The organism is Legionella saoudiensis, assembly GCF_001465875.1.
In the GTDB taxonomy this organism is placed as follows: domain Bacteria; phylum Pseudomonadota; class Gammaproteobacteria; order Legionellales; family Legionellaceae; genus Legionella; species Legionella saoudiensis.
On record NZ_LN901324.1, the window covers coordinates 1,566,480 to 1,591,235 of the forward strand.

Genomic DNA, 24,756 nt, shown 5'->3' on the forward strand with positions numbered 1-24,756 from the left:
CGTAACTTTATAACAAATTGAATATTTTTTTTTACCTCCTACAAACGTCTTGAACTCCCAGAAAACATTTAATATAGTGAAGAATCAATCTGGCATGGAATTTCACATTTGTTTTATGGAGGAAGAGTTATATGGCACACTCACTAAATGATTTAATTATATCACTTGCGACAATTTTAATTCGTTATCACGACAGCCAAAAAATCAATGTCTGTATTAAAGAAAATGAACCTGCAGCAATGAAAAAAGCCGCTCGGGAATACGCAATGAAGCTGTTGCAATCAGAAGATTTTGACCAGGAATTTGCACGCCTCAATGTGGAATGTACCAAACAATATGCAGACTTTAAGCGCATTGATTTGCTCACATTTATCAAAGATGAAATAAAAATACTTAAAGAAGTATCGCTCCGAACAACTCCATTTCAAGAATCAGATGATGAGTCAACAAATAGCGAATTTAATGAATACAAGAACAAAATAGCCATGTTGCTTACGGACTTTAAAGGTTTATTAAACACGCAAAAAACTTCTGTATATGAAGCACGTATTAAAAAATTCAATGATCCCATTGTAACTAAATTAGGCCTACATGGCATGATTGACTCAGTAGGTGTTAGCAATATGTTTGGGATGCTAAAAAGCTCTCCTTTGTGTAACTCAGGGGATCTTGTTAAAGTCGAACTCTTAGATAGATTTAATCTTACAGAGCTATCTACTTCGAGCGAGATCAGAATGGTCGCAGAGCACATCTGCGAAGGTCATCAACACGCACTTATGGCTGCTCGTCACCGAGAATTACAAACAACAATTCTAGAACTGAAAGAACAACATGGCCAAGAACGTACTCGTTTTGAACATGAGTTGGCGCTTTTAGAAAAAAAGCTTCAAGAAAAAGAAGAAAAATTGCTGGAGTTACAAAATAGTACTAATGAACTGCAACGAAAAATCGAGGCCGAAGCCCAAGCACGTAAGATATTAGAGGGCAAACTAAAAGAAGCAGAAGATTCATTACAAGAGTCCAAAGTTAAAATTTCTGAGCAAGAAACAGAAATTCAACGATTGCAGCTGGAAGTAAAAACACTCAAAGAAGAAAAGGGAAGGCAACCGTTTACCTCGGGCATTGTTCCTCCATTTTATGTAAGGCCTTCTCAGTTTCTATTTTATCAAAACTTTCAACATGCAGTAAACCCAGATTCTAAACAGCCTGGCACTGCGAATAATACATCAACATCATCATTGGATATTTAATTTAGCATGGTGGAGCCGTATTAGACAAAGTCGAATACGAAATGTTTGACCTCAAATCCCGTATTACACTGTGCTAATGCGGGCCACAAGCTCTCAGCAAAATCAAATTTAATTACCAAATTCTGCTCTTTTTTGTACAAAACTCGCAATCTTGTGAGGAATCACGGTATAATACGCGCCTAATTTCATTTAACAACTTGACTCTATGAAAAAAATGGCATATTTCTGGCGTAAAGGTCTATGGGCATTAATGAGCTTGTTTTTCCTTTTATTAGCTGCAGGAAGCCTGGTGTACCTCTACCTAGAAAGCCAGCTCCCCAATGTAGACTCATTAAAAACAGTGCAATTGCAAGTTCCTTTGCAGATTTTCAGTAAGGAAGGCTTATTGATTCAAGAATACGGTGAGAAAAAACGTATTCCCGTAACTTATGATGAAATACCCCAAACTTTAATCCATGCTCTTGTGGCAACCGAAGATCAACGCTTTTTTGAACATCCAGGCGTAGACATTATGGGGTTGGGGCGTGCTGCAGTGCGTATGGTCCGTACCGGAACTAAGTCTCAAGGTGGTAGTACCATCACCATGCAGGTAGCGCGGAACTTTTTCTTATCACGTAAAAAAACATTTTTACGTAAATTTAATGAAATCATGTTGGCTATTAAAATAGACCGCGAACTAAGCAAGGAAAAAATCCTAGAGCTTTACCTAAATCGTATTTATTTAGGTAACCGTGCCTATGGCGTTGGTGCAGCCGCTATGGTTTATTATGGTAAGCCCTTAAAAGAGCTTAATTTAGCTGAGCTGGCAATGCTTGCCGGACTCCCCCAGGCACCTTCAACGCAAAATCCTATTGCCAATCCACTCGCCGCTAAAAAGCGCCGGGACCACGTATTAGAACGCCTTCTGGAAGAAAAGTATATTACGGAAGAGCAATACCAAAATGCGATTAATCAACCAATCACTGCAAAATATCATGGCACAGACATTAAAGTCAGCGCGCCCTATGTTGGTGAAATGATTCGCCAATCATTAGTCGATAATTTTGGCCCTGACGCCTACACTAAAGGATATAAGGTATATACCACCATTGACGGTAATCTGCAAAATACGGCAAACCAAGTCGTCGAAAAGAATTTAATTGCCTATGATCATCGTCATGGCTACCGCGGCCCAATTGCCACCATTGGTGAGCAAGACAGCAAATCATTACGTGCAATCCAAAAGAATTTGGAAAAATACCCTGCCCTTAATCATTTAGTTCCCGCAGTAGTTACAGAAGTTCATGACCGTGCAGCAACCGTTACTTTACAAAATGGCCATACAGTGATTATCCCTTGGTCAGGTTTATCTTGGGCCAGACCCGCACTTAAAAGTGGCTGGATGGGTAAGGCGCCCACTAAAGCTATGCAAATTGTTGCTGTTGGTGACATAGTTTATGTGCATTCCACTAAAGAACATTGGGAATTAGCGCAAATACCGGAAGCTGAATCAGCCATGGTAGCGTTAAACCCTAATAATGGTGCCATTGAAGTATTAGTTGGCGGATTTAACTTCCAAAAGAGTAAATTTAACCGGGCTACTCAATCAAGCAGACAACCTGGCTCCAGCTTTAAGCCTTTTGTCTATGCAGCGGCATTAAATAATGGTTATAGCTTGGCTACCTTAATTAACGATGCCCCCATCGTTGTTGATGATCCAAGTCAGCCTAATTTATGGCGCCCTCATAATGTTAATTTAAAATTCAATGGACCCACACGCTTAAAGCAAGCCTTAGTTCAGTCGAAAAACTTGGTATCCATTCGTATTTTGGATGATATTGGCATTAATTACACCATCGACTTCTTAGCGCGTTTTGGTTTTAACAAGAAAACTTTACCAAGAGGTTTATCTCTTGCCTTAGGAAGTTTATCAATTAGTCCTATGGATTTAACGGCCGCCTATGCGGTATTTGCAAACGGTGGTTATAAGGTAGAGCCTTATCTTATCGATCGCATCACCGATAAGGATGGTAAAATTCTCCTGCAAGCGAAACCTTCCGTTGCCTGCACTCACTGTGACCCGAGTGTTGATCATTCGGCCTTAGCACCAAGAGTAATTCCTGGCGACATTGCCTATCTAATGACTTCCGCCCTAAAAGATGTCATTCAACATGGTACAGCGCGAGCAGCAAGAGTACTTAATCGCCAAGATATTGCGGGTAAAACAGGTACCACCAACGATCAAGTTGATGCCTGGTTTGCTGGCTTTAATGGTGATTTAGTCGTTACTTCGTGGATAGGTTTTGATAACCCTAAATCTTTGCATGAATATGCCGCAAATCTTGCCCTACCCTTGTGGATTGATTTTATGAAGGTCGCTTTAAAAGGTAAGCCTGAACATGATATGAAGCAACCGGAAGATGTGGTTGCCGTTCGCATTGACCCAAGTAGTGGTTTACTGGCAAGACCGAACCAACCCAACGGTATCATTGAGTTTTTCCGGCAGAAGGAAATTCCTGCCGAAGAAGATCCAACTCCGATTTATAACGCCAGTAATGATCAGGGACAAATGGCGCCTGTCGAAGAGAGCTTGTTTTAATCAGTCTATAGGCTAAATTAAGCTTCCTAATTCCAGGAAGCTTAATTTAGATACGTCATTCAGGAGCTCCCTCGCAGGTGCTCGGGATGATGAGCTTCTCAAAAAACGAACTTATTGTTCATAAAATAGCAAAAAGACGAAGTTCAACTATACTCACTTTGAGGATATAACAACTTAAAAAAGGAGTGATTCTATGTCCCATATGAAAAAAGTTGTATTAGGCTTAGCTATTATCAGTTTTACCTCTACCAGCTTTGCAGCTTGGGTCACTAATAGAAATCAGACTAAATGTGTAGGCAACACATGCCATCATACCTCGGTTCATAAAACCTGCTACCACGGTAATTGTAAAGTCGTGAAGCGTGGTAACACCTGGCATAGATAAGAGCTAGATTGACCTTATCAAAAGCCTCTGTAGCCTTGCATTAAGGCTACAGGTTTTGCATCCAGTCATTGATAGTGAAGCTAAATTTAATCATAGCTTTTTTTATGAACATCCTTATCTAATAATAGTGCAAACGCTCCAACTCCCTTCAAAGACAAGCCAGCATTCAGGCCATAACAGTGAGCATTAAATTTACATGCCATTTACAATTCATTTGAATAGGTATTATTATGCAGATAATCTTGGAAGGAAATCTCAACTAGTAATGATTACACTACGTGATGTTCACAAATCATTTGATGGCAATGTATCTTACGCAGTTAAAAACGTTAGCCTATCGATTGCTGACGGTGAAACATTAGTGCTTTTAGGTTCTTCAGGTAGTGGAAAGTCCACATTACTGCAATTAATTAATAATACCTTGGCCCCAAGCTCTGGTAGCATAGAAATTGATGGGAAATTAATCAGCGAATATCCTCAAACCCAATTACGACGCTCAATGGGATTTGTATTCCAGCATACAGGCTTATTTCCTCATATGACTGTAGCTCAAAACGTAGCCGTTCTCATGCGCTTAATGAGAATCAAAAAAAGAAAACGAATTAGTCGTGTTAATCAATTATTAGAGTTAGTGAATTTGGAACCATCACACTATGTGAATCGCTATCCTGATGAGCTATCCGGTGGCGAACAACAACGAGTTGGCGTAGCTCGAGCCTTAGCTACGAATCCTAACTACATACTCATGGATGAACCTTTTGCCGCCCTGGATGCGATCACCCGTGAAGCCTTACAAAACGAAGTCATCAGCTTAAAGGAAAAAATTAATAAGACTATTATTTTTGTCACTCATGATATTAATGAAGCTTTTCGTTTGGCCGATAGAATTGCCATTATGCATCAAGGTCACTTGGAACAAATTGGCTCCAAAGAAGATGTATTCGCTCAACCTGCTACTGATTTTGTGAAGCAATTACTGAATAAAACAAAATATGGATAATTATTGGGATCTAATAAAAACACATTTACCTGAGCTATACACAAAATTAATTGAGCATGTCTCCATATCGCTTTCAGCCTTGCTTCTAGCAACTGGCATTGGCATAAGCCTAGGGCTGTTAATTAATCATTTGCCAAAACTAAGAACCCCAATCCTTACTTTAACAAATATATCCCAAACCATACCTAGTATCGCCTTATTAGGATTTTTGATCCCCTTTGTAGGAATCGGATTAACCCCTACATTAATTGTGCTGATTATCTATGCATTATTACCGATTACCAGCACTACGTATACCGGCTTAAAAGAAGTTCCAGCCAACTATCTGCATGTTGCAGATAGCATGGGTTTTACCCGTTGGCAGCGCTTATACCTGATTGAACTCCCCCTCGCCCTTCCAGTAATTATGACCGGCATTCGCACCTCAATGGCAATGGTAATAGGGATTACCACCATTGCAGCGTTTATCGGTGCTGGTGGCTTAGGCGATTTTATTACCCAGGGCTTATCGTTAAATGATCCTACACTGATTTTATTAGGTGCAATCCCGGTAGCCTTACTTGCCTTAAGTGTCGATTATGTCATCGGAACCTTGAGCGTATTACTATCAGGCAGACGTCGCTTAACACTATGCTTTAAAAAAACGAAACTCATTTTAGTCAGCCTCATTATGGGAATACTGTTTTTTATGGCAGCACAACCGCTAATCTCTTCGTGCCTCCCCAAAAATGTTCTGATTATAGGTTCTAAAGATTTTACCGAACAATACCTCTTAGGTCATTTAATGGCTGAAATACTAGAGGCAAAAACTGATTTGCATGTAGTTAAAAAATTTAATCTGGGAACCACCGCGATCTTACATAATGCATTATTAGCAGGCCAAATTGACCTTTACCCAGAATATACAGGAACAGCATATCATGTTGTGCTTAAAAAAAATGAGCCGCTCAACTCCCAGCAACTTTATAATTACATCAGCTCAGTTTACAAAAAAAATTACGATCTTATTTGGCTACCACCTTTTGGATTTGAAAACTCTGAAACCTTAGCCGTTAAAAAAGAACTGGCGCAACAATATCAGTTGCGCAATTTAAGCGACTTAAGCCGAATAGCCAACACGCTTAAGCTTGCCGTCCCTGCTGAGTTCTTAAAACGTTCGGATGGGTTGCCAGGCCTTACACGAACTTATAATTTTCATTTTCAGAAAATCGTCCAAATGCAACCTAACCTAGTTTATCAAGCGATTAAAAACGATGCTGTGCAAGCAATTGAAGCCTATACAACCGATGGAAAAATATCCGAATTCCAGCTAAGTATCTTAAATGATGATAAGCATTTTTACCCACCCTATGATGCGGCTCCTATAATTCGTAACAGCATTCTGAAGAACAATCCTCAAGTTTTATTGGTATTAGCTCCATTATTAGGTACCCTAGACAATAAAACCATGCAACATTTAAATTATCTAATAGATGTTAAAAAAATCCCGCCGCAAAAAGTAGCTCATGATTTTTTAGTTAGCCGAAATCTTATTTAAACCTCACTTAGTGAAAAATAGATGATGTTTTAGTGTGGTGACCTAAAAAGTATAAAAAAACCTAAAAACCAGCTGGAATGGACATTAGTTTAGAAAGCATTTGCTTAATCTAAACATGAGCATTTATTATTTATGCTTTCAATTATTAGACCCTATAAGATTTATGTTTCATATTGTTCTTTATCAACCCGAAATCCCTCCGAACACCGGAAATATTATTCGCTTATGCGCCAATACGGGTGCAAAATTGCATTTAATTCATCCGCTTGGGTTCTCCCTGGAAGAAAAAGCCTTAAGGCGGGCAGGCTTAGATTATCATGAATGGGCCTCTATTACTCAATATGAAGATTGGGCGGCTTTTATTCGGCAACATCAACACAATACTATTTATACCTTTAGTGCTCGTGCAAGCACATGCTATACCAGTGTTCGATATACCGCAGATGATATGCTTTTATTTGGTCCTGAATCCCAAGGCTTACCACAAGAAATAAGGGAGCAATACCAGTCACTTTACATTCCCATGCGAGAGAATAATCGTAGTTTGAATCTTTCAAATGCAGTAGCTGTTGTTTTATATGAGGCGTGGCGGCAATTTAATTTTATGTAATGCTCTCTTATTTAGTTCGATGATATTTATTTACGGCCCTAAAATTGAACCGAATCAAGAAGTTCAAGTTACTTTGAAACCCCTACCAAGGGCGAGGTTAAAATTTTCTCATCAACTTGAGAAATATCTTACACAAATTTAAGCATATTTTATGATGCTTTTTTAACCTGCGTGTTCTAAACTTAAAGAGTAAGAAGAGACAATGGATGTCGGCACAGGGAGTATCAACGCTTCAGGGACGCGAGGCGGCGCCACAAGGACGTGGCATATCTTTCCCTTTACCCCCAAGAATAAACCACTATTTGCCCGCTTGACAAAATCCCAAGAGAGAACCAAAGTTAAAATGTCTTGCCTTAGATGTTTTCTCTATTGGAAATTTACAGTTTAATAAGGATATTTGTCATGAAAAAAGGTCTAATCTGTATCCTATTATTGCTAATTAGTTGCTCTGCCAGCGCCAAAAACTCTAATTTTACTGTATGCAAAAGTAAATTTGCTTTATGTACTACCGCCTTGTGTGATCCAATACCAGGAAAAAAAGATTGGGTTTCTTGTCATTGTAGCGTTCAGCAGGGGTATTCGGCTGGTACAGAATCCTGCGCAAGCTTAGAAAAAAACACCCATGGCTCAGCGATAAGATCACGTTATTATCCTATTAAATCCTATGCGATTTGTAAAAATAATAGGCCTTGGGCTTGGTGCTTAGATAGCCCCTGCAAAATTGACCCTAAGTCCCCAGACAAAGCAGCCTGTCTTTGCTCCGTTGTCAAAAATAAAGGGGATTATATTATTGTAACCGATACATATAATGATAAAACCTGTACTACTGGCATTTATTCATCGGCAACCATTAAAGGAGTCAATGAGGTTCATAAGTTTTTAAAAACCAATAAGAATTTACAACCCTTTGCCATTAAAGTATTAAATTAATGTTGAGGCTAAATATAAGCTTTAGCTATCTCCTACGTCTTGCAGCATGCCTGGGAGACGTAGGAATGTAGCGCAGGACCGATTATCCCTTACATACCTGAAGATCATTTTCTAAATATTCATAACTACAAAATGAATTAATATTGACCAGATTTGGAATTTTGTTATACTCCTGGCTTCTAAAATATTCATATCAGAGGCCTTATGAACTACAGTAATGAATTGAATCAATTAACTAAAGATGGTTATTTACCTGATAGCAATTATCTTTCTGCTGAACGATTTACCGCGCCCTTTGAAAACAGCGCAGAATTTTGGTGCCATGTTGTTATTTCAGGGGGACTACCATTGGTCAATGGTTTGGCAACCTGCGCTTACGCGGCTCGTGCGGTATGGGCTGTCATGCGTGCTGTAGGGAATTTATTAATTTTAAAGCCGGGTTATATGTTAGATGCACTCGAAGATGTAAGTAGTTGCATTACCCTAGGACTTTGCCTGGCGGTTATGGCTCCAATTCATGCCTTAACTAAATCAATTGAACTACTTACTCGACTCATGGCCTCATGGTTTGTTGGGCAAGAGCCTCTTGAAACTTTAAGCGAACGCGGATTGAGCGACAAGTTTTCTAAAGAAATTGATAAGCACCCAACGACCCTTCCCTCAAGAGCTTATTTCCAAAGTCCACGATTCTTCGCTCCATATAAAGATGCAACAGCGCTTATAGGTCAGTTTTTTTCTCCTGTTGCAATTACATTTGAAACCAGCTTTGATTCATTAGTGCGCGCAGTGAAGGCTGTCACTGAAGCAATTGATTTACTTACTAATATAGCTATATGTAAACCAAGACATGCTTTGCAAAATGCTCGTAATCTAGGCATAAACTTTAGCTTATCTTTGGGGCTTGCCGTTATGACTCCAATTAATGCTCTAGTAGAAAGTTTTGCCTTTGTTACTCGACTATTATCAACTTGGGTTGATGCATGTCAGGCTGATGAGCAACAGAGTGAATACAGGAGAATGTCAGTGAACTAATCTATCCGTAAGGCCTGTTACAAGCTCGACGGCTAGAATTGCTGGGCTAATAATAGCCCAGCCTACTTTTGCTTTTACCCCTGTTTGACTTTATTCTTTTGGCGGAGTGGGCGATGTTTTGAAAGGATTAAATGGGCTATCATCCGGACCAGTCATCTCGCTCAGTGGAGATTCCAAACCTATACGTTGTGTTCTCTCCGAAATGGCAGAATTAAATTGTTGTAAACCCGCGATTAAATCATTTTGCTGTTTACTGCCAAACCCACTTTGTTGAATATCATTTTGAATCTGAGATTTAATGTTATTTGCACTTCCCTCATAAAGAGTACCTGAGCCAGAAGAAAACATATATTTATCAAGATTTTTAAAACTCACTGAACCATCGATGCTGTTAGACACCCCCATGGCACCACAACAAAATTGCGTGCAATTTTCTGCCTCTTTATCATAGAACTCTTTTTTTTGTTTTTCATAAAACGATAAAACTGGGGGAAAAGCATTTAAAAAAAGTTTTCGCTCACTATTAGGCGGTTCATCCTTTAAGTAAGTATCCTTATAGCGATCAATAAAAGGAGAGTTTTGCGTTCCAGGAACTAAATTTTGAAAAAAAATTAACTGTTGATTATCTAATTTATTTTGACTCATTTTTTTCCCTGCTTGCCATTATTATTAATGAGTATAGATCAATCATTCATTGTCTACTTCAAGCGATATGCATTATTTTTCCCATCGTCTTTACTCTCTCCCGTAAGTACCGAGGCTAAGAATCCAAATTGATGTAATCCTGCTGTCGAGCGAAATTGAAGATGCTCAATGACTTGGCCATGGCATGAACTTAAAATAAGTTGTCCTTTATTATTAAAAAGGGAAAAGTTCGTACGGTCGGATAAGTTTTCTATGGCCCTCTTCGATAAAGAAGCCATCCTGGGATTAGTAATAAGTGCCGTATATAAAAAATCCATCTTCTGTTCTAAAGTTGCCTGAGGAATCGCTGCAAAATATTTTTGCACACAAAGAGATAAGGACGCCGCACTACCTGCAAGTATTTTTACTAAACCTTTTTCACCAGTCGGCAGAATTCCCTCTTTCATCAGAAAATCCCCTGTACCATTGGTCAAATAAAAACTCGCCTGCTCTTGGCAAATATCCAGTGAGCCTAGTTTATATAATCCATTCTTGCACCCCGCCGGGCCTAAAGCATCGGTTACCAGAATAATCTTATTTTGAATCGTACTATGAATCAGCGAAATAAAAGAATTGGATAAATGTACTCCGTCTGTAATTAGCTCTACGCCTGGTGGACAGCGTTCGGGATTGTTAAGTACCCATTGTACTAAATTGCTTTTTACATCATGCACACTAAGTTCGCGAGGATCTCTGCTACACGACTCTTGACATGCATTACCTAGATGAGTAAATCCACAAGCTCCCGCATCAATGGCACGTTCAATCGCGTCCCTATTTTCTGGATTACAATGTCCAAGAAAAACCTTTACAAAAATACCTTGTTGCTCCAGCGTCTTACTTTGTTTAATAAATTCTTCAGCACCGGGCAAATCAGGTGCAAGAGTTATCTTCCAGTGTGTAATATTTGGAGCCACATCAATAATCTCTCTAAATAGGCTCATAGAAATGCTCTCTTGCAGCACCTCTTCAGCATGGGCTCCCTTGCATTGTTTTGAGATAAAAGGGCCCTCTAGATGTACCCCTAAAATTTGTGTGCAACCGGGAGTCGGATTTTGTTCCTGCTTTTGCACAAATCCATTAATTTTTACCAATGCTTTTTTTAAAGAAGCAATAGGCATCGATACCAAAGTGGCCAAGGCATATGAAAGGCCAGTTGCTCCTAGCGCCTTAACGATATGTTCTAATTGCTCTTCCTCTACCTCATCATCTAAATCAGCAAAATCAATGCCGCCTTGGCCATGCACATGTGAGTCAAGCATCCCAGGCATTAAGAAGTACTCGCCCCTCGCATCGATAATATCTGTTTCTTGAATCTGAGTTATGTCCGTATCGATAGGAAATGCTATTTGCTCTCCCTCATCAGTAATTAGAACATGCTTTAATTCCTTAATTCCTACAGAGTGATACACATACGTATTTTTAATTAGCATAAAGCCGCTCTCCATCCTTGTAAAAGCTAGTTGATCGTCAAGCTTGCATCGTGCGTAGACACATCCGCTTTTATTTGACGAGGACTTGCTGGCCTATCAAAAAAGCCACTTCCTTGTTGCCTTGATGTTGCTTGCTCTTTTTGCTCAAGTAATAAATTTACCACTTGTTCTAAACGTAGAACCATTTTATATATATCTGAAAATCGGGTGTAACCATAGTGTGCTGTGACGCGGATATTATTGGGCGGACGCACATCTACTTCAAACCTCCCTAAACCACTTTCTTGCTTTAGTAAAGTTTCTACCTGCCTCACGTCATTAATGCCACGCAGGCGAAATACGAGCATAGCACCACGCTGTGAAGGCGCTTCAGGAGTAATCCACTCGATATTCTCTCCCATATGCTGTTGCAACACCAAGTACATATAACGAGTTAGGCATTCTGATTTAGCATAAAGCTTATCCCAGCCAATTTGACTCATTGTCTTGATGTAAGTTTTTACAGGGGCAAGATCGACGGGAGAAGGATTACTGCAACGAAAGGCCCATGCTCCTTCTGACATCATAATTTGGGCATCATAGCCATCAATCACACTAAAAACTTTTTCTGAAGCAGCAGCTTTCCATCCTTGAATAGGCGGATACTTTTCTAAGTCCGTTGCATTACTCACATAAATACCAAAACCGCTACCTGCAGAACCGCAGATGTGCTTATAGCTACATCCTACAGCATAAGTAATGGGCAATTCGCGTAATATTAATGTTCTATTTCCACCGGTATGGGCTAAATCCAAACCCACAATAATCTGATGTTGCTCAAGCAGTTCTTTTAATTCAGTGAAGATATGCTTTAGATTAAGGCGTTGGCCTGTACTAAAAACCACATCTGATAAATGAATAATTTGAATTTGTTCGACATGTTCTTTAATAAAAGCGATTATTGCCTCTTCAGAATAAAGGCCCTTTTCATTAGGTTGAATTTTTAAACTAAGTTGTTCTGCATTTGGGATGGATGTGGATTGGGCAAATACACCAAAATTTTTCGCCTGTTGGATTCCTCTTTTTAAAACGGATTCAATAATCGCCTGATCCGAAAAAAACTCCTTTCCTAAATGACAAATTGCGGTTTTTCCTGTCTGCCAATCAATTAATGTTGGTCGGTAAAATGTATCGAGCAAACGACCGAGGTTAGCTGATAAGCCCTCTTGTGTATAAAGAAACTCATTAGGCTTTGCAAAACCTAACATGTCTTGCATGGCCAAAATAGCATCTTGCTCAATGTCACAGTCAAACCAATTTCCACTTGCATCTTTTGTTTCAGAAAAATGCCCTTCATGTAATTGCGTTACCTGCAATTGATGAATACGTTTTATTTCCTCAACAGCAGGTTTAAATACTGGTCCTAAAGAATGGCCGGCAAAGGGAATCAAGTCCGCATAAGCAAATAATTCTTGGGTACTTTTTAGGGGATCGAGTTCATCTAAATAGGTAGCATACTCCAGGGAAAAGCCTTGGGGATTTTCTGAAAGTAGGCGGATAAATTCATCCGGGTTCGTGGTTATAGCCTGTATTAATTCCTTCATAATTCCCTCTATAAATAATTCTTTGCTGTGAATTCAATCCGGTTCTGGATTGTAAAACACTTCCAACAAATCGAACAGAACCCTATAAAATTAACCCACTATAAACCAGTAAAATTATGCTATAAAATGCAGGCACAAAAATTTAGGGTAGATTGAGCGTGACCTATCGTCCAGATATTGATGGATTAAGAGCAATTGCTATTTTATTTGTTTTATTATTCCATAGCGGACTTAAATTATTCCCCTCTGGCTTTGTAGGGGTTGATATATTTTTTGTCATTTCTGGATTTTTAATTACCAGCATTCTGCATAGTTCTTTACAAAAAAATCATTTTTCTTTCACTGAATTTTACAGCCGCAGGCTGTGGCGATTACAGCCAGTCTTTATTTGTTTAATTCTTACCACCATCTGCCTCACCTGTATTTTTTATTTACCTGAAGATTTAGTGAATTACTTCAAAAGTGCTCGTAAGACCACTCTTTTTATTTCTAATACCTTTTTTGAAAAAGCTACCAAAGGGTATTTTTCAGCTAAGGCAAACGAATTGCCTTTATTACATACCTGGTCCTTATCCATAGAATGGCAGTGCTATCTTATCCTTCCTTTGGCCATGTACGCGTTACACCGTCTTGTTGCTCCTCAAAAGCTGAGCAAAATCATCTACCTGCTCACCTTAGTCTTTTTGGTACTTGCCTTATATTACTCGGCAAAGGCACCCGCCAAAACCTACTATTATCTATCAAGTCGTATTTTTGAATTTTTAATTGGCTCCTGTGTTGCCATTGGCTCACATCGGGTTGTTTTAAATAAATATGTATCCGAATCGCTTAATGCCGCCGCACTTTTTGTAATTTTTTATATCGCAACACGCAGTAATATTAGCTGGGGCTTTCCAAATGCTTATGCATTTATTTTATGTGTCGCTGTAAGTATTCTCATCGCCGCAGGCAAAAATAACTCTCACTCTCTGCTTACCCGTTTACTCTCCATAAAACCTTTAGTATTTATCGGCCTCCTTTCTTATTCATTGTATATTTGGCATTGGCCAGTGTTTGTATTAATGCATTATTTGGCAGTCCCTGAAACAGCTCCGTTTTTCGTACTAGCGTTTAGCTGTATTTTTATTATCTCTTTTTTGTCCTGGAAGTTTATTGAGAAACCAGCCCAAAAATTTAATACGCTTAAATTCGGTTATAGCTTAGCGATTTTATTCATAATCCCTCTGGCGTTAATTTATATAAGCAGCTCTTTAGTCAAGCACCATGATGGTTATCCACAGCGTTTTGCAGAAACAGCTCGAATTGCAAGTCAACTTAAACGTTACCATAACTCCCAAAGACCATTGTGTCTGGATGAGAAAAATGTAGCCATTCATAGCAATTGCATGCTTGGAGCCCATCATTCCAACAGCAAACGTGGCTTTATGTTTGGTGATTCACATGCAAACCATTTATGGGGGTTTATGGATAGGCTAGCTCAACAAGCCAATTTATCAGTACTTTCTCATGCCACTTCAGCCTGTCTTTCTTTACCCAAGATACGTCAATATGACTGGAATGTGCAAAATTACACCGCCTGCTATGAGCAAACTCAACGCTACTATGCGATGATCAAACAAAATCATTATGATTTTGTAATATTAGGCCAAAATTGGGATGGTTATTTAGCCAATAAATTGATTCCTGAAAAGCCTGAAATTCCGATAAAAAAGCGCATTGAATACGCGTTGGAGGAAGCATTACAAATTATTATTGATTCAGGGGCAAAGCCTGTTTTAATTAAATCCATTGTAGTCGGTAATTCATATCAGTGTTTCCTTCATCACCTAAAAACACGCACAAATTATGATCCAGAACAATGTGAGTTTGATGTAACTTCGAAAAAGTCACAATGGCAGGATGATCTATTTTTACGCATGAAAAAAAAATATGCTCAACTAATTATTATCGACCCAGCAAAAGTGCAATGCCCACAAGGTAAGTGCCAAGCAGAAATAAACGGCATCCCCTTGTTTCGTGATGCTGCGCATATAAATGATTACGCGTCTTATCATTTAGCAACCAGGTATTTAAAGCATTATAACAATCCTTTAAATTCATAAATCTCAAACCTCGTCATTCTATTTAGAATAACATACTGAGATGAAACCTTGTGACATCCCCATAAGTGTCCTAAAATAAATCAATAAAGCTCAAAAAAATCACTTTGTGAAAAATATAAGCGCCGGGGATTATGACTAAATTAACCCATTATGATTTATATACTTTAGGTAAGTTACTGGGTTATCAACTATCAGAAATGGGTCTATGCCATGGTGTTTCGTTAATGTTGACCCAAGCATTTTTAGCTGAAGATGAGCAATATTTTTTTGATCGACTGCACTTTATTGCATCTTATAAGCCCCATTTTGTGCAACTAAAAAAAGACATCCAAAAAGCTAAAAAGAAAATTCAATCTGTCATAGAACCTATTGGTGAACAAAACGAGAAGTTGCTTGAAGTACTGGCTTTTTTTGATGGTATAGAATTATATTTAAAACCTAATGAACATCTTGATTTATTTGAAGAGAGTACCTCCCAGGAAGACATCAATAAGGTTTATTCCTTCCTGAGCCCAGAAAAACTTAAAGATACGAAATTAACCCACCTACTCAATAGACCGTATGCTTTTGATAAAAAAAATCTAAACAATTATTTAAGCAATTTAGCAAACATATTTAAAGATACAAATGCCTCGCCCCCAATTATATTAAGAAATATCCACCATACGGTTTGTTTCAAATACAATAAAAATGGTGGAACTTGGCTCTATGTAGACACCAATGACTTTGATGATCCAGAGAATAACTCTTATTTTCGTAACTTGAATACAGAAGAACTTGCCAATAGCATTTTTAAATCATTTGATTCAGAAGAAAGGCCGCATGTTGTTATTAATATAGAAATATTAACGAACCAGGAAAACTCCGCACTCGAAGCGCAGCTTGATAATTTTCAGGCTCAGCACCCTATTACAGCAGAACAGGCTACGATACATGATCATCTCAATACAGGGCTACTTGTTTTGGCATGTAGACATAGAAATCTAAAGATTGTTCAGGATTTATTAAGACAACCTAATATATTGATTAACACGAAAACCCAAAAAGGTGAAACTCCTTTATTAATTGCCTGCGCCCAAGGGTATATTGAAATTGTTCAAGAATTAATAGCACATCCGGATACTGCAGTTAATGAAAGCAATTTAAAAAGACAAAGCCCTTTATCCTTTGCTTGCGCAAAAAGACATGCTGAAATCGTTCAAGCACTATTACAACATTCAGAAATCCTAGTTAATGAACCATCCGAAGCAGGTGAAGCTCCCCTACACCTCGCATGCCAATACGAGGATGAAACAACTGTTCAAGCATTATTAGAGCATGAGCTAATTAAGGTGAATCAAATAATTGATGATGAAAATAAAAAATTTCCTTTGTACATCGCTTGCGAGTATGGTACAGAAAATATTGTTTTAAAATTGCTCAAACATGACGATATTCTAGTGAATCAAGGCAATGCTGAAGGTATAACCTCTTTGTGTGTGGCTTCTTATCAAAGTCTTGTTAATATTGTTTGGGAATTATTACAAAAATCAGATATAAAAATTAATCAGCCTACAGATGCTGGGAATACCCCTTTGCACTATGCTTGTTCCTCCTCTGAGTCAACAGAAAATCAGTATGTAATTCAGCTCTTACTAGAACATGGGGCCAGTTTAACAGCGAAAAATGAAGAAGGTAAAACTGCAATAGACATTGCATTTGCCTCAAGTAATGAGCTAGCCCTTTATCTTTTGCTGGAATTTACTTTAAAAAACAAGCTTTATCCAGAGAAGGTTATGTCTGTTGATACATTTGAAGAGCTGGATAAAGAATGGCTGGAAGAAAACCTGCCGGGATTTATGGATTATGTGTATCAGGCTGGGCAAGAAAAGGCGAGTAGCTCTGGGGTAAGCAGACATTCTTTTTTCATCCCCACTGTTGAGTCCGATGGGATTAATGACAATACATATAATAATACTATTAATAATACTATGGAAAAGAAATAAATAGTTTAGCCCGTATTATCTTTCGCTAATACGGGCCTCGTTGTTTATGGTCCAGTTGGGCCTGCGTTTCCAGTATCAACTACGGTTGCAGGTTCTTGCTGCGCTGTAAACGGATCACCACCCAGTTGTTTGATGCGCTCATTCATTTGCTCCAAGACATTTAACTGACTTTCCGTGGGTGTTTGTCCATCGGGAACAAAGGTAATACTGCGATCAGGATGATGTAACTCAAGAAGCGCCTCAAATGCAACATTAATGTTCCCCTGATTCACAAAACCAGAAATGACAATCGCTTTATTATGCAAGTTTTGATAATAATTCACGACTATATCGTTCTGCTGGAAGGTGAAACTTGCTGCAAAATAATTATTAATCGCTTGCTGTAAATTTGAAGTCATATTAATAACCGCAATGCGGAAATTGCAGCGTAAATCCTGAGGAAATCCACTAACTTCTACCAACAAATCGCGCAAAGTATCTGTAGGAAAATAAGCATGTTTATAAGGAAATACCCCAGAACAACCAGATGATTCTGGAGCTTTGGAAGAAGAATAATAGGTAGTGTAATATTCGGGTGTAACTTCCTCATCCATAAAGAACCATTGAACTGCTGGATAGGTGAAATAATTGTCTATTTCAAAATAAGGTCGCACCGGATACCAAAATCCACCATAAAATCCCCATCGATACCAAGCGCTGTACCAATCATGGTAGTAGTTATTTTGCCAGTAACGGCCATAAACGTTAAAACGCCGCAGGTTATTATTGTAAAATTGATTATGATACTGCTGTCGATACCCATTGATTTGATGCAAAAACTGCGCATTATTTGGGGCATTAATAAATTGCTGATTTTGATGTATCGAAGTATGCAGGTTGCCCTGAGTATAACGGTTAGACAGATAGCTGGGATTAGTATTGGTAATTACACGTACGGGAGCATGAGTATTAATAGTATTCGGTTGTGCGTGGTTAGTGATATGTCCTGGGGCAGGAGTTGTTTGCTGAATCACGTTAGGTGCCCCTGGATGCATTGGCTGGTTAGGCGCCTGATGCCCTTTAACTCCCCCCTGCTCAATCGCAGGACCATGAAGATTAGGATTTGGAGCGCTCGACGGTTGATGCATATGTCCCTGATGTATTTGCACATGAGGTTGTTCTACATGGGGTTGCCCTACATGAGGTTGCCCTACATGAGGTGCTTGCACATGGGGTTGCTCCACATGAGGTGCTTGCACATGGGGCTGCTCTACATGAGGTGCTTGCACATGGGGTTGCTCCACATGAGGTGCTTGCACATGGGGTTGCTCCACATGAGGTGCTTGTACATGGGGTTGCTCTACATGAGGTGCTTGTACATGGGGTTGCTCTACATGAGGTGCTTGCACATGGGGTTGCTCCACATGAGGTGCTTGCACATGGGGTTGTCCTTCTCCCCCATGGTGCTGCTCAGGTTCAGCTTGTGCTGCTGCAGCAAAAGCCAATAAGGATATTAATGTGGTTCGCCGTAGAGTCGTGATTCGCATTATTTTTACTCCTTTAAAAATTAAATGGATTCTGATTTTTCGCCATACGCACAAATTTTAAAGAAATGTCATTCGGAAGCATAACGTGTTCCTCTGCAATAGCCTCATAAGCTAAAGCAGAATATAATCTCACTCCAGGAAGTGTAGCCATCATTTCAAATTGAGTAAACCCATGTAAATTAGCTTCTCGCTCACAATGATGTAATAGCATGCTCCCAAGGCCTTGCCTAGCAAATTTCGGATGAATAAAAAAAGCTCTTATTTTGGCTGCATCTTTTTTTGGATCAAGATAAACAGGTTCTTCCCTTGCTGAGAATTGATTACCACCAAACAAAGTTTTACGTCTACTCCATCCCCCACATCCTGCTGTTTCGCCATTTTTCTCAATCACGAAATAGGTCTTATCATTAAGTAATTCGCTATCTACGCCGAATATATACTGGATAGCAGCTTCAATTTCTTTTTCTGAATAAAGGTCACGACTTAACTCCCTGGCCGATAAAGTAATTAATTCATTTAGACTTGGGGTGTCCTCAAGCTTGGCAACTCTTATGCGTATCATATTTTTCTCTATGTTTTTAGGGAGATACAATCTAACATAAAATTACAATGCCCACTGTTTTATCTGAAGACTAAATGAATAAAGAATGCATCTATATCTTGCTGTACTTTTTTTCCTGTTTTTTATCTCAGGACTTATTCATCGCGCGTATAAAAAAGAACCGCGAACTCAAACGGCTGATGGCAGTATTGTGATGGCCAAGGGATATTTCCTTTGATGCCTTACCCCAAATTCCTGGTATTCCTGAGGCGATTAAACAGTTTATTATTCTCGAGTTACTGATTATTTGCTTATATTTAGTAAGGAACTACTTTGGCTGTTTTTATTTGGTTGAGTTATGTATCCTGCATCAACTTAGGAATGTTTGTTGTTAAACGAGATAGGGTAACAAGGGGTATTATTTTATTACCACCGTAAGCACGCAAGCAATAGCCTTATTGGGCTACGCTTTATTTTCCACCACCCTTCCATATGGTGTTTTGACAATTTTATTATTTGAAATAATGAATTACCCAGGGCATCAACTTAAGAGTAGTTGCTAACGTGATGCCAATTTTTATCTTGGCGCTCACGGCAGCATATGGCAATACCAATGATGCCAAAGATTCTGGACAGAGGTCAAAATGAGGCCTCAGATTTTAAATCTAACGTATTGCTCTGTGCTGATTTAGAAATATCCTGTAAAAGAGTTTCTGTAGTGCTGTGGCTTGTCATTTTTGAACTAATAAAATAAAGCCCAGTGCCTCTGTTAAGAATTAAACTGTGGTTCTTGTTTTCAAGAATAGCATCTACTCGCTGTTTTATTTCCTCTGCAGGCAGGGTTTCTAATTCTTCGACTAAAAATTTTATTTCATTGCCTTTAATTTTCCCTTTGATCTCATTTCCCTCACTTAACTTTTGGCCATACTCTCTTAAAGCTGTAATGGCTTTTGCTAATTCCTCTGAATGCTCAACTTTTGGACCTTTTGGTTGTTTTTGAATGCAGCCCATATCGGTTAATCCAGAAAAAAGATCCTGTTTGGGATCATTTTCGTAAGGTAATTTATACACGGTAATAAATTTAACCTCTGAATTGCTGGCTTGGGCCTCATGCAGTAGATGACCTGCCAGGAAATTAACTGCATCTTCCCGCGTATCAAAACGTACTATACCGTAGTTATTTTCATAATATTCAATGCCATCTCCCACCATTCTTAACCCTGTAGAGTGAAAGCCACTGGTTAAAAAGTTAAAGTTGAAAATTGTTTTCTCATCTAAATCTTTTAACGCATTCCAAATTGCGTCTCTCATTTTTTGTTCTTGTTGTACGGAGAAATACCAACCAACTCTCCTAAAAACAATATCTGCCAAGGTAAAGTTAGTTTGATATGTGTTATATACTTTTTTACTTGATGCCTGAGTGAGATTCTCCAAACGCCCTTCAGAGGATAATTTTCCATATTCATGAGTATGTCCCCAACAATATCCTTGGAAGTCGGATCCTTTAAAAGGATCATTAGATTGGTTAAAAGGGATGTAGTGGGTTGCATAGCTCTTTGCAAGATCATAATAATGATCATTATTTACATAGTCCTCATAATTTTTAAGTTGAGACTTGGCCGTTGTTTGAATATCTTTAAGAATCAGACTAATTAATGAAAAACTAGGTTCATTTTTAATAGCCGCTTGCTCCTCAATGCTTTTCCGTATTGATTTAATGCCATTAACTACTTTTTCCAATTGCATAAGATCATATTGTTTACGTAACGCAAAAATATCTTCACCACTATCTTTATTTTCTTTTAAAAAATCAACAATGTTAGGGTTATTGGCTTCTAACTCTAAATTTTTTAAATCTTGCTCTAATTTTTTAGCAAAGTCTTTATCTTTTATGTTCTTGACGTATTTATAGCAATCAGAATAGTGCATAATAAAACCATGTTGATGTTTAGTTAGCCTTATTATAGCTTAAAACTAATTCGTGTGCCTCGGACAACCAAAAACCCAGCTCTAAACCTGACCTTTACTAACGCTTAAGTAAGTTAACCGTTTCATTACGTCAGATCCACATGAAAAATATACTAGAATTATATACAAGCTATAGTTAGGAGCTTTTATGCCTAAACCTCTAACCCCATTGTTCCCTCAAAATGAAAAAATCCATATTATTCAGGGTATGGTTAGTGATTGTTATTTATTAGCATCCCTTGATTGCATGTTTAGTTCAGAGGAAGGATTAAAAAAAATAAAATCTCTATTCATTGAAAATCCAGAGGGAGTTTTTCTACGTATTCCTGCTAAATTGGCATCCAATAGCTTAAATGCAGCTAAGTTAAATAGTCGCGGTAAATACAAACACTACCGTGATGTGGATACTCAAGAGGAAATTTTCTTCATTCCCAATGAGCAACTAATAGACATTGATAAGGAAGATTCAAAGGGAGTTAAAACAAATGCCTTAGCAGTAAAAATTTTGGAACATGTTTTTCCTTATTATTTTAGATACGATTGGGACAGTAAAACAGCAGAGGCTTCTTTAAAAGCGCATGGGGTCAAAGGTCAGGGCGAGCGGTTTGAAAAAATGGCTGATGGTGCATTTATTGCTGCTCTGACTAAGGTGCAAACCGCTGATTTGTCATTAACATCAAAATCGCCTCAAGATGAAGACCTACAAAAATTGTTGCGTCTGAAAATGCTAAATCCCGATCATCCTGTATATATTGGTATTGATTTTGAAAACTCGCACAATGAGCGGGGAAGGCATGGCTTACGTCTTGCCGAAATCAGACCTAATCAAGCCGGAAGTTATGATTTTATAATGGCAAACCCTTGGGATAATCAACAAAAAATTGTGACTTACTCTTTAGATGAAATCCTTAAACGAGATCCCAAATTTATAATTTATCATATCCCAAAACGAAATTTAGCTTTGCACAGCCTTTTAGAGGATTTACCTCTCGAAGAAGTAGAATATATTTCTTTAAATCAAGATGTTTATCAATTATTAGTTGATTTTTCTTCGGTTGATTTTTCTTTAGCTGATATAAAACTTTTTAATAAAAACATGATTGAGGGATTATTGACTCTTCATAAAAAAATTCCGCACTTATCGTTTTTTTTGCACGGATTGAACGAGAGAGAGAAAAATGAATTTGTAAAGATAATGTGTGCTGAGGGCACTTTATCTACCAAAGAAATCATTAATAACCTGAGCCGGTTAAGTGAAACCCAAAGTGAATTGGCCAATAGCTTAAAACATCAATTCCAAGGAGCTAACCCAGGCTTGAAGATCGTATTAAAAGAAGGTAAAGCCCAACAATGGTGGCAAGGGGACGTCTCTGAAAAAGCGCTAAGTTATTCGTTAATATCAGATATTATTTGGCAAATAAACAAGTTTCCAGCTTCTTTTGAATCAATATATGAGCCAGACGCTGTTGCCCAGCATAAAGCACAAGTGATTCAAGCACTACATGAGACGATTGAGGCATTAACTCCAGCTCATCTAAGCCCCGAAGAGAAAAATCAAATCACCATTCATCTTAACAAAAAAAGCCAGGAGATTAATGAGAGCGCCTCAAAAAGACATCGATATTTAAAGGCTGCTGAAACTATTGAATATAATGCTATAAAACAAATAGAGGCATTTTCATTTTCTTTGAAAACAAGCAGTATGAAGGTTTTGAGTCTTCAAGAGAAGTTAATTTTCCTTAATTTACATGATCTTGTGGACGAAAATCCTAACCTCCAAGGATTCCAATCACAAGGATATCCTTTTTCCGGAGTAAAAAAAGCCCTTAAAAGTAAAGAAGAGGAAATCAGACTAGCTTTATCAATACAAAAACAATTGTTAGCAGTCGATCTCCTCGAATCGGTAATCACAGACACACCTAAAAAATTGAGTGAGTGTACAACTATTGAGGATTTGAATGAAGAAAAAGAGGAGGTCTTTAATTTGTTAGACCGCATCAAAACCCACCCTAAAATAGTTACCATTTTAGAGAAAAACAAACTCCATCATTCAATATTAGATGAATTCATTGATGAAAAAAGAGAAGAAATAAATAATTTATATTATGAGCGCGTTACGCTCCTAGGGGAATCTACCACTGCCCTTCTTAATTGTATGAAAGCTATTGATGCAATAGTTTTGGATTTTAGCGAGTTGATTACTACCTCTGATATTGAATCTCATGCGCAAGCTTTAAGAGAGAAAGTAATAGAACTAGTTAGTTCTGAAGAGGTAAAAAAAGCTAAAAAAGTGCTTTCTGATGTCCATCTCTTAGACATTGCACTCGATGTAAAGCTTAAGAATATTACTAGAAGAAAAGAAGATCGCTTGAGAGTAGTGGATGAATCAGCCACTATCTTACTGGATTGTATTGCAGAAATTGAAGGAATAGCAGTGGATTATAATAATCTATCTACTGAGGTAGAGGTGGAAGATCATGCTAGAAAACTTATAGAGCAAGCAAGAGGCATGCTAAAAGATGAAAACATAAAAAATGCTTCCATTATACTTAATGAGTATGCCAACGTTGTTGAATTAGCAGTGGAAAAAAAAGTTACTGAAATTACCCATAAAAAAGAGGAGCAACTCTTAATATTTTCAGCAAATGCGCTTTTAGCAAATATACAAAAAGTTAATTATAGCTTTTCTACAGCAAACTCAATTACCCAAATTAGTGCCTTACATGAAAAATATAAGTGCTTATTGGAAGAAGCAAAGGAAAAACTGATTGCCATGCTACCAAGTGATCATAAAGGGCGTATTGGAAAATTAATTGATGAGAAATTACAGCAAATCAACGAGCTTGCTAATGAGGCGAAAAATGAGTATTTAACTCATCAAGAGAAAAGTGTGAAAAGTATTTCAGAAAATATTGAACTACAAACACATCTTGATAGCTTCTTACATAAAACTGAAGAGTTAGAGCAACAAGCAGAAAAAACTGCAGACCCGAAAGTTAAAGCAGCGGCTATTAGTGCAAGAGGGACTTACAACAAACTTGAGCAAGCAAAAGAAGACTTAAAAAACTGCTTGCCATCTGAAGAACTGAAAGAAACTCTCAATAATTTATATCAAAAAGGACAAAAGGCCATTGAGGAATCACGAGGTATTTTAGAAAAGTATCAAGGTTGGAAAGAAGTTTTTGAAAAGGTTGATAATTGCTTACATAAAATGACCTCTTTTTTTGACACTTATTCCACAACAAATCGATTTAGAATGCACAATGATTCCTTAAGAAAACTTCAACAGTCAGAAGAGATGAATAACGACGTGCTTAAAGGCCCCACTTAACGTATCCCACTTATTGAGGCCCATTCTTGGAGATAATATTAGTTTATGCTCGCTCATTCAGGCTCATTGCAAATGAACGATGGTTTATACTGCATATCTAAAACTATTAATGAAATATCAAATGCAAATCTCATTATATGTTTCTAATTAATAGTCGCTTAATTTTCTCTCTAAATAGCTGATTAAGTTCAACAGGTAACGGTAATTTACAGGTTCACTTCCAACAATAGTTAATTAATCCCCTCTCACGCGTGAAATAGAGCCTTTTTTTACTATACTTA

General features: G+C 38.0%; 16 protein-coding genes. 10 read left to right on the forward strand and 6 right to left on the reverse strand.

All coding sequences use genetic code 11. The features are described 5' to 3' along the window. Positions 1-131 precede the first annotated feature (131 nt). From BN3124_RS15760 to BN3124_RS15795, 7 genes are all read left to right on the forward strand, one after another. Complete coding sequence (locus BN3124_RS15760; RefSeq protein ID WP_058535713.1) at positions 132-1,250, forward strand: hypothetical protein; 1,119 nt, start codon at positions 132-134, stop codon at positions 1,248-1,250. A gap of 205 nt (positions 1,251-1,455) precedes the next feature. After that, positions 1,456-3,828 (forward strand): penicillin-binding protein 1A, encoded by a 2,373-nt coding sequence (locus BN3124_RS15765; RefSeq protein WP_058535714.1) that lies wholly within the window; start codon positions 1,456-1,458, stop codon positions 3,826-3,828. A 650-nt stretch (positions 3,829-4,478) separates the two neighbouring features. Next, entirely contained in the window at positions 4,479-5,213 is a 735-nt protein-coding gene (locus tag BN3124_RS15775; protein WP_058535716.1) for an ATP-binding cassette domain-containing protein, read from the forward strand. Continuing rightward, positions 5,206-6,750, forward strand: coding sequence for a glycine betaine ABC transporter substrate-binding protein (locus tag BN3124_RS15780; RefSeq protein ID WP_058535717.1), 1,545 nt, complete (start codon positions 5,206-5,208; stop codon positions 6,748-6,750). Before BN3124_RS15775 ends, BN3124_RS15780 begins: the two co-directional genes overlap by 8 nt. A gap of 163 nt (positions 6,751-6,913) precedes the next feature. Continuing rightward, on the forward strand, positions 6,914-7,360 hold the full coding sequence (locus BN3124_RS15785) for a tRNA (cytidine(34)-2'-O)-methyltransferase (protein ID WP_058535924.1): 447 nt from the start codon (positions 6,914-6,916) through the stop codon (positions 7,358-7,360). A gap of 402 nt (positions 7,361-7,762) precedes the next feature. Further along, positions 7,763-8,290 (forward strand): hypothetical protein, encoded by a 528-nt coding sequence (locus BN3124_RS15790; RefSeq protein WP_058535718.1) that lies wholly within the window; start codon positions 7,763-7,765, stop codon positions 8,288-8,290. 204 nt (positions 8,291-8,494) lie between these two features. Continuing rightward, positions 8,495-9,322: a hypothetical protein gene (locus tag BN3124_RS15795; RefSeq protein ID WP_058535719.1), complete on the forward strand. Its 828-nt coding sequence runs from the start codon at positions 8,495-8,497 to the stop codon at positions 9,320-9,322. A 90-nt stretch (positions 9,323-9,412) separates the two neighbouring features. Here BN3124_RS15795 and BN3124_RS15800 read toward each other — a convergent pair whose 3' ends face one another. Genes BN3124_RS15800 through BN3124_RS15810 form a run of 3 tightly spaced genes read right to left on the reverse strand, consistent with a single transcriptional unit; the run spans position 9,413 to position 13,022 of the window. After that, the gene (locus BN3124_RS15800; RefSeq protein WP_058535720.1) at positions 9,413-9,967 is read right to left on the reverse strand and encodes a hypothetical protein; all 555 of its coding nucleotides are present in this window, start codon (positions 9,965-9,967) and stop codon (positions 9,413-9,415) included. A gap of 53 nt (positions 9,968-10,020) precedes the next feature. Next, positions 10,021-11,439 carry an N-acetylglucosamine-6-phosphate deacetylase gene (locus BN3124_RS15805; RefSeq protein WP_058535721.1) on the reverse strand — a complete coding sequence of 473 codons (1,419 nt, stop codon included), beginning with the start codon at positions 11,437-11,439 and terminating at the stop codon, positions 10,021-10,023. Positions 11,440-11,465: 26 nt separating this feature from the next. Further along, positions 11,466-13,022, reverse strand: coding sequence for a kynureninase/PvdN C-terminal domain-containing protein (locus BN3124_RS15810; RefSeq protein ID WP_058535722.1), 1,557 nt, complete (start codon positions 13,020-13,022; stop codon positions 11,466-11,468). Between the two features lie 158 nt (positions 13,023-13,180). Between BN3124_RS15810 and BN3124_RS15815 the strand changes: the two genes are divergently transcribed. Further along, positions 13,181-15,124, forward strand: a complete 1,944-nt coding sequence (locus tag BN3124_RS15815) for an acyltransferase family protein (RefSeq protein WP_058535723.1) — start codon at positions 13,181-13,183, stop codon at positions 15,122-15,124. Between the two features lie 131 nt (positions 15,125-15,255). Then, a complete protein-coding gene (locus BN3124_RS15820) occupies positions 15,256-17,109 on the forward strand; it encodes an ankyrin repeat domain-containing protein (protein WP_058535724.1) in 1,854 nt (617 codons plus the stop codon). 44 nt (positions 17,110-17,153) lie between these two features. Here the strand turns inward: BN3124_RS15820 and BN3124_RS15825 are convergent, their stop codons facing one another. The 3 genes from BN3124_RS15825 to BN3124_RS15835 all read right to left on the reverse strand — a co-directional run bounded on the left by BN3124_RS15825 (position 17,154) and on the right by BN3124_RS15835 (position 21,105). Then, positions 17,154-18,635, reverse strand: coding sequence for a hypothetical protein (locus BN3124_RS15825; RefSeq protein ID WP_058535725.1), 1,482 nt, complete (start codon positions 18,633-18,635; stop codon positions 17,154-17,156). 13 nt (positions 18,636-18,648) lie between these two features. Next, positions 18,649-19,197 (reverse strand): GNAT family N-acetyltransferase, encoded by a 549-nt coding sequence (locus BN3124_RS15830; protein ID WP_058535726.1) that lies wholly within the window; start codon positions 19,195-19,197, stop codon positions 18,649-18,651. A gap of 618 nt (positions 19,198-19,815) precedes the next feature. Further along, positions 19,816-21,105 (reverse strand): hypothetical protein, encoded by a 1,290-nt coding sequence (locus BN3124_RS15835; RefSeq protein ID WP_058535727.1) that lies wholly within the window; start codon positions 21,103-21,105, stop codon positions 19,816-19,818. A 187-nt stretch (positions 21,106-21,292) separates the two neighbouring features. On the opposite strand from BN3124_RS15835, the gene BN3124_RS15840 reads away from it, so the two are divergent. After that, a complete protein-coding gene (locus BN3124_RS15840; protein WP_058535728.1) occupies positions 21,293-24,475 on the forward strand; it encodes a hypothetical protein in 3,183 nt (1,060 codons plus the stop codon). The last annotated feature ends 281 nt before the right edge of the window (positions 24,476-24,756 follow it).

Coding starts and splice junctions, on each gene's coding strand:
- BN3124_RS15800 (WP_058535720.1), bottom strand. CDS start 9,967: ATGAGTCAAAATAAATTAGATAATCAACAGTTAATTTTTTTTCAAAAT.
- BN3124_RS15805 (WP_058535721.1), bottom strand. CDS start 11,439: ATGCTAATTAAAAATACGTATGTGTATCACTCTGTAGGAATTAAGGAA.
- BN3124_RS15760 (WP_058535713.1), top strand. CDS start 132: ATGGCACACTCACTAAATGATTTAATTATATCACTTGCGACAATTTTA.
- BN3124_RS15830 (WP_058535726.1), bottom strand. CDS start 19,197: ATGATACGCATAAGAGTTGCCAAGCTTGAGGACACCCCAAGTCTAAAT.
- BN3124_RS15785 (WP_058535924.1), top strand. CDS start 6,914: ATGTTTCATATTGTTCTTTATCAACCCGAAATCCCTCCGAACACCGGA.
- BN3124_RS15820 (WP_058535724.1), top strand. CDS start 15,256: ATGACTAAATTAACCCATTATGATTTATATACTTTAGGTAAGTTACTG.
- BN3124_RS15795 (WP_058535719.1), top strand. CDS start 8,495: ATGAACTACAGTAATGAATTGAATCAATTAACTAAAGATGGTTATTTA.
- BN3124_RS15840 (WP_058535728.1), top strand. CDS start 21,293: ATGCCTAAACCTCTAACCCCATTGTTCCCTCAAAATGAAAAAATCCAT.
- BN3124_RS15765 (WP_058535714.1), top strand. CDS start 1,456: ATGAAAAAAATGGCATATTTCTGGCGTAAAGGTCTATGGGCATTAATG.
- BN3124_RS15825 (WP_058535725.1), bottom strand. CDS start 18,635: ATGCGAATCACGACTCTACGGCGAACCACATTAATATCCTTATTGGCT.
- BN3124_RS15810 (WP_058535722.1), bottom strand. CDS start 13,022: ATGAAGGAATTAATACAGGCTATAACCACGAACCCGGATGAATTTATC.
- BN3124_RS15780 (WP_058535717.1), top strand. CDS start 5,206: ATGGATAATTATTGGGATCTAATAAAAACACATTTACCTGAGCTATAC.
- BN3124_RS15775 (WP_058535716.1), top strand. CDS start 4,479: ATGATTACACTACGTGATGTTCACAAATCATTTGATGGCAATGTATCT.
- BN3124_RS15835 (WP_058535727.1), bottom strand. CDS start 21,105: ATGCACTATTCTGATTGCTATAAATACGTCAAGAACATAAAAGATAAA.
- BN3124_RS15790 (WP_058535718.1), top strand. CDS start 7,763: ATGAAAAAAGGTCTAATCTGTATCCTATTATTGCTAATTAGTTGCTCT.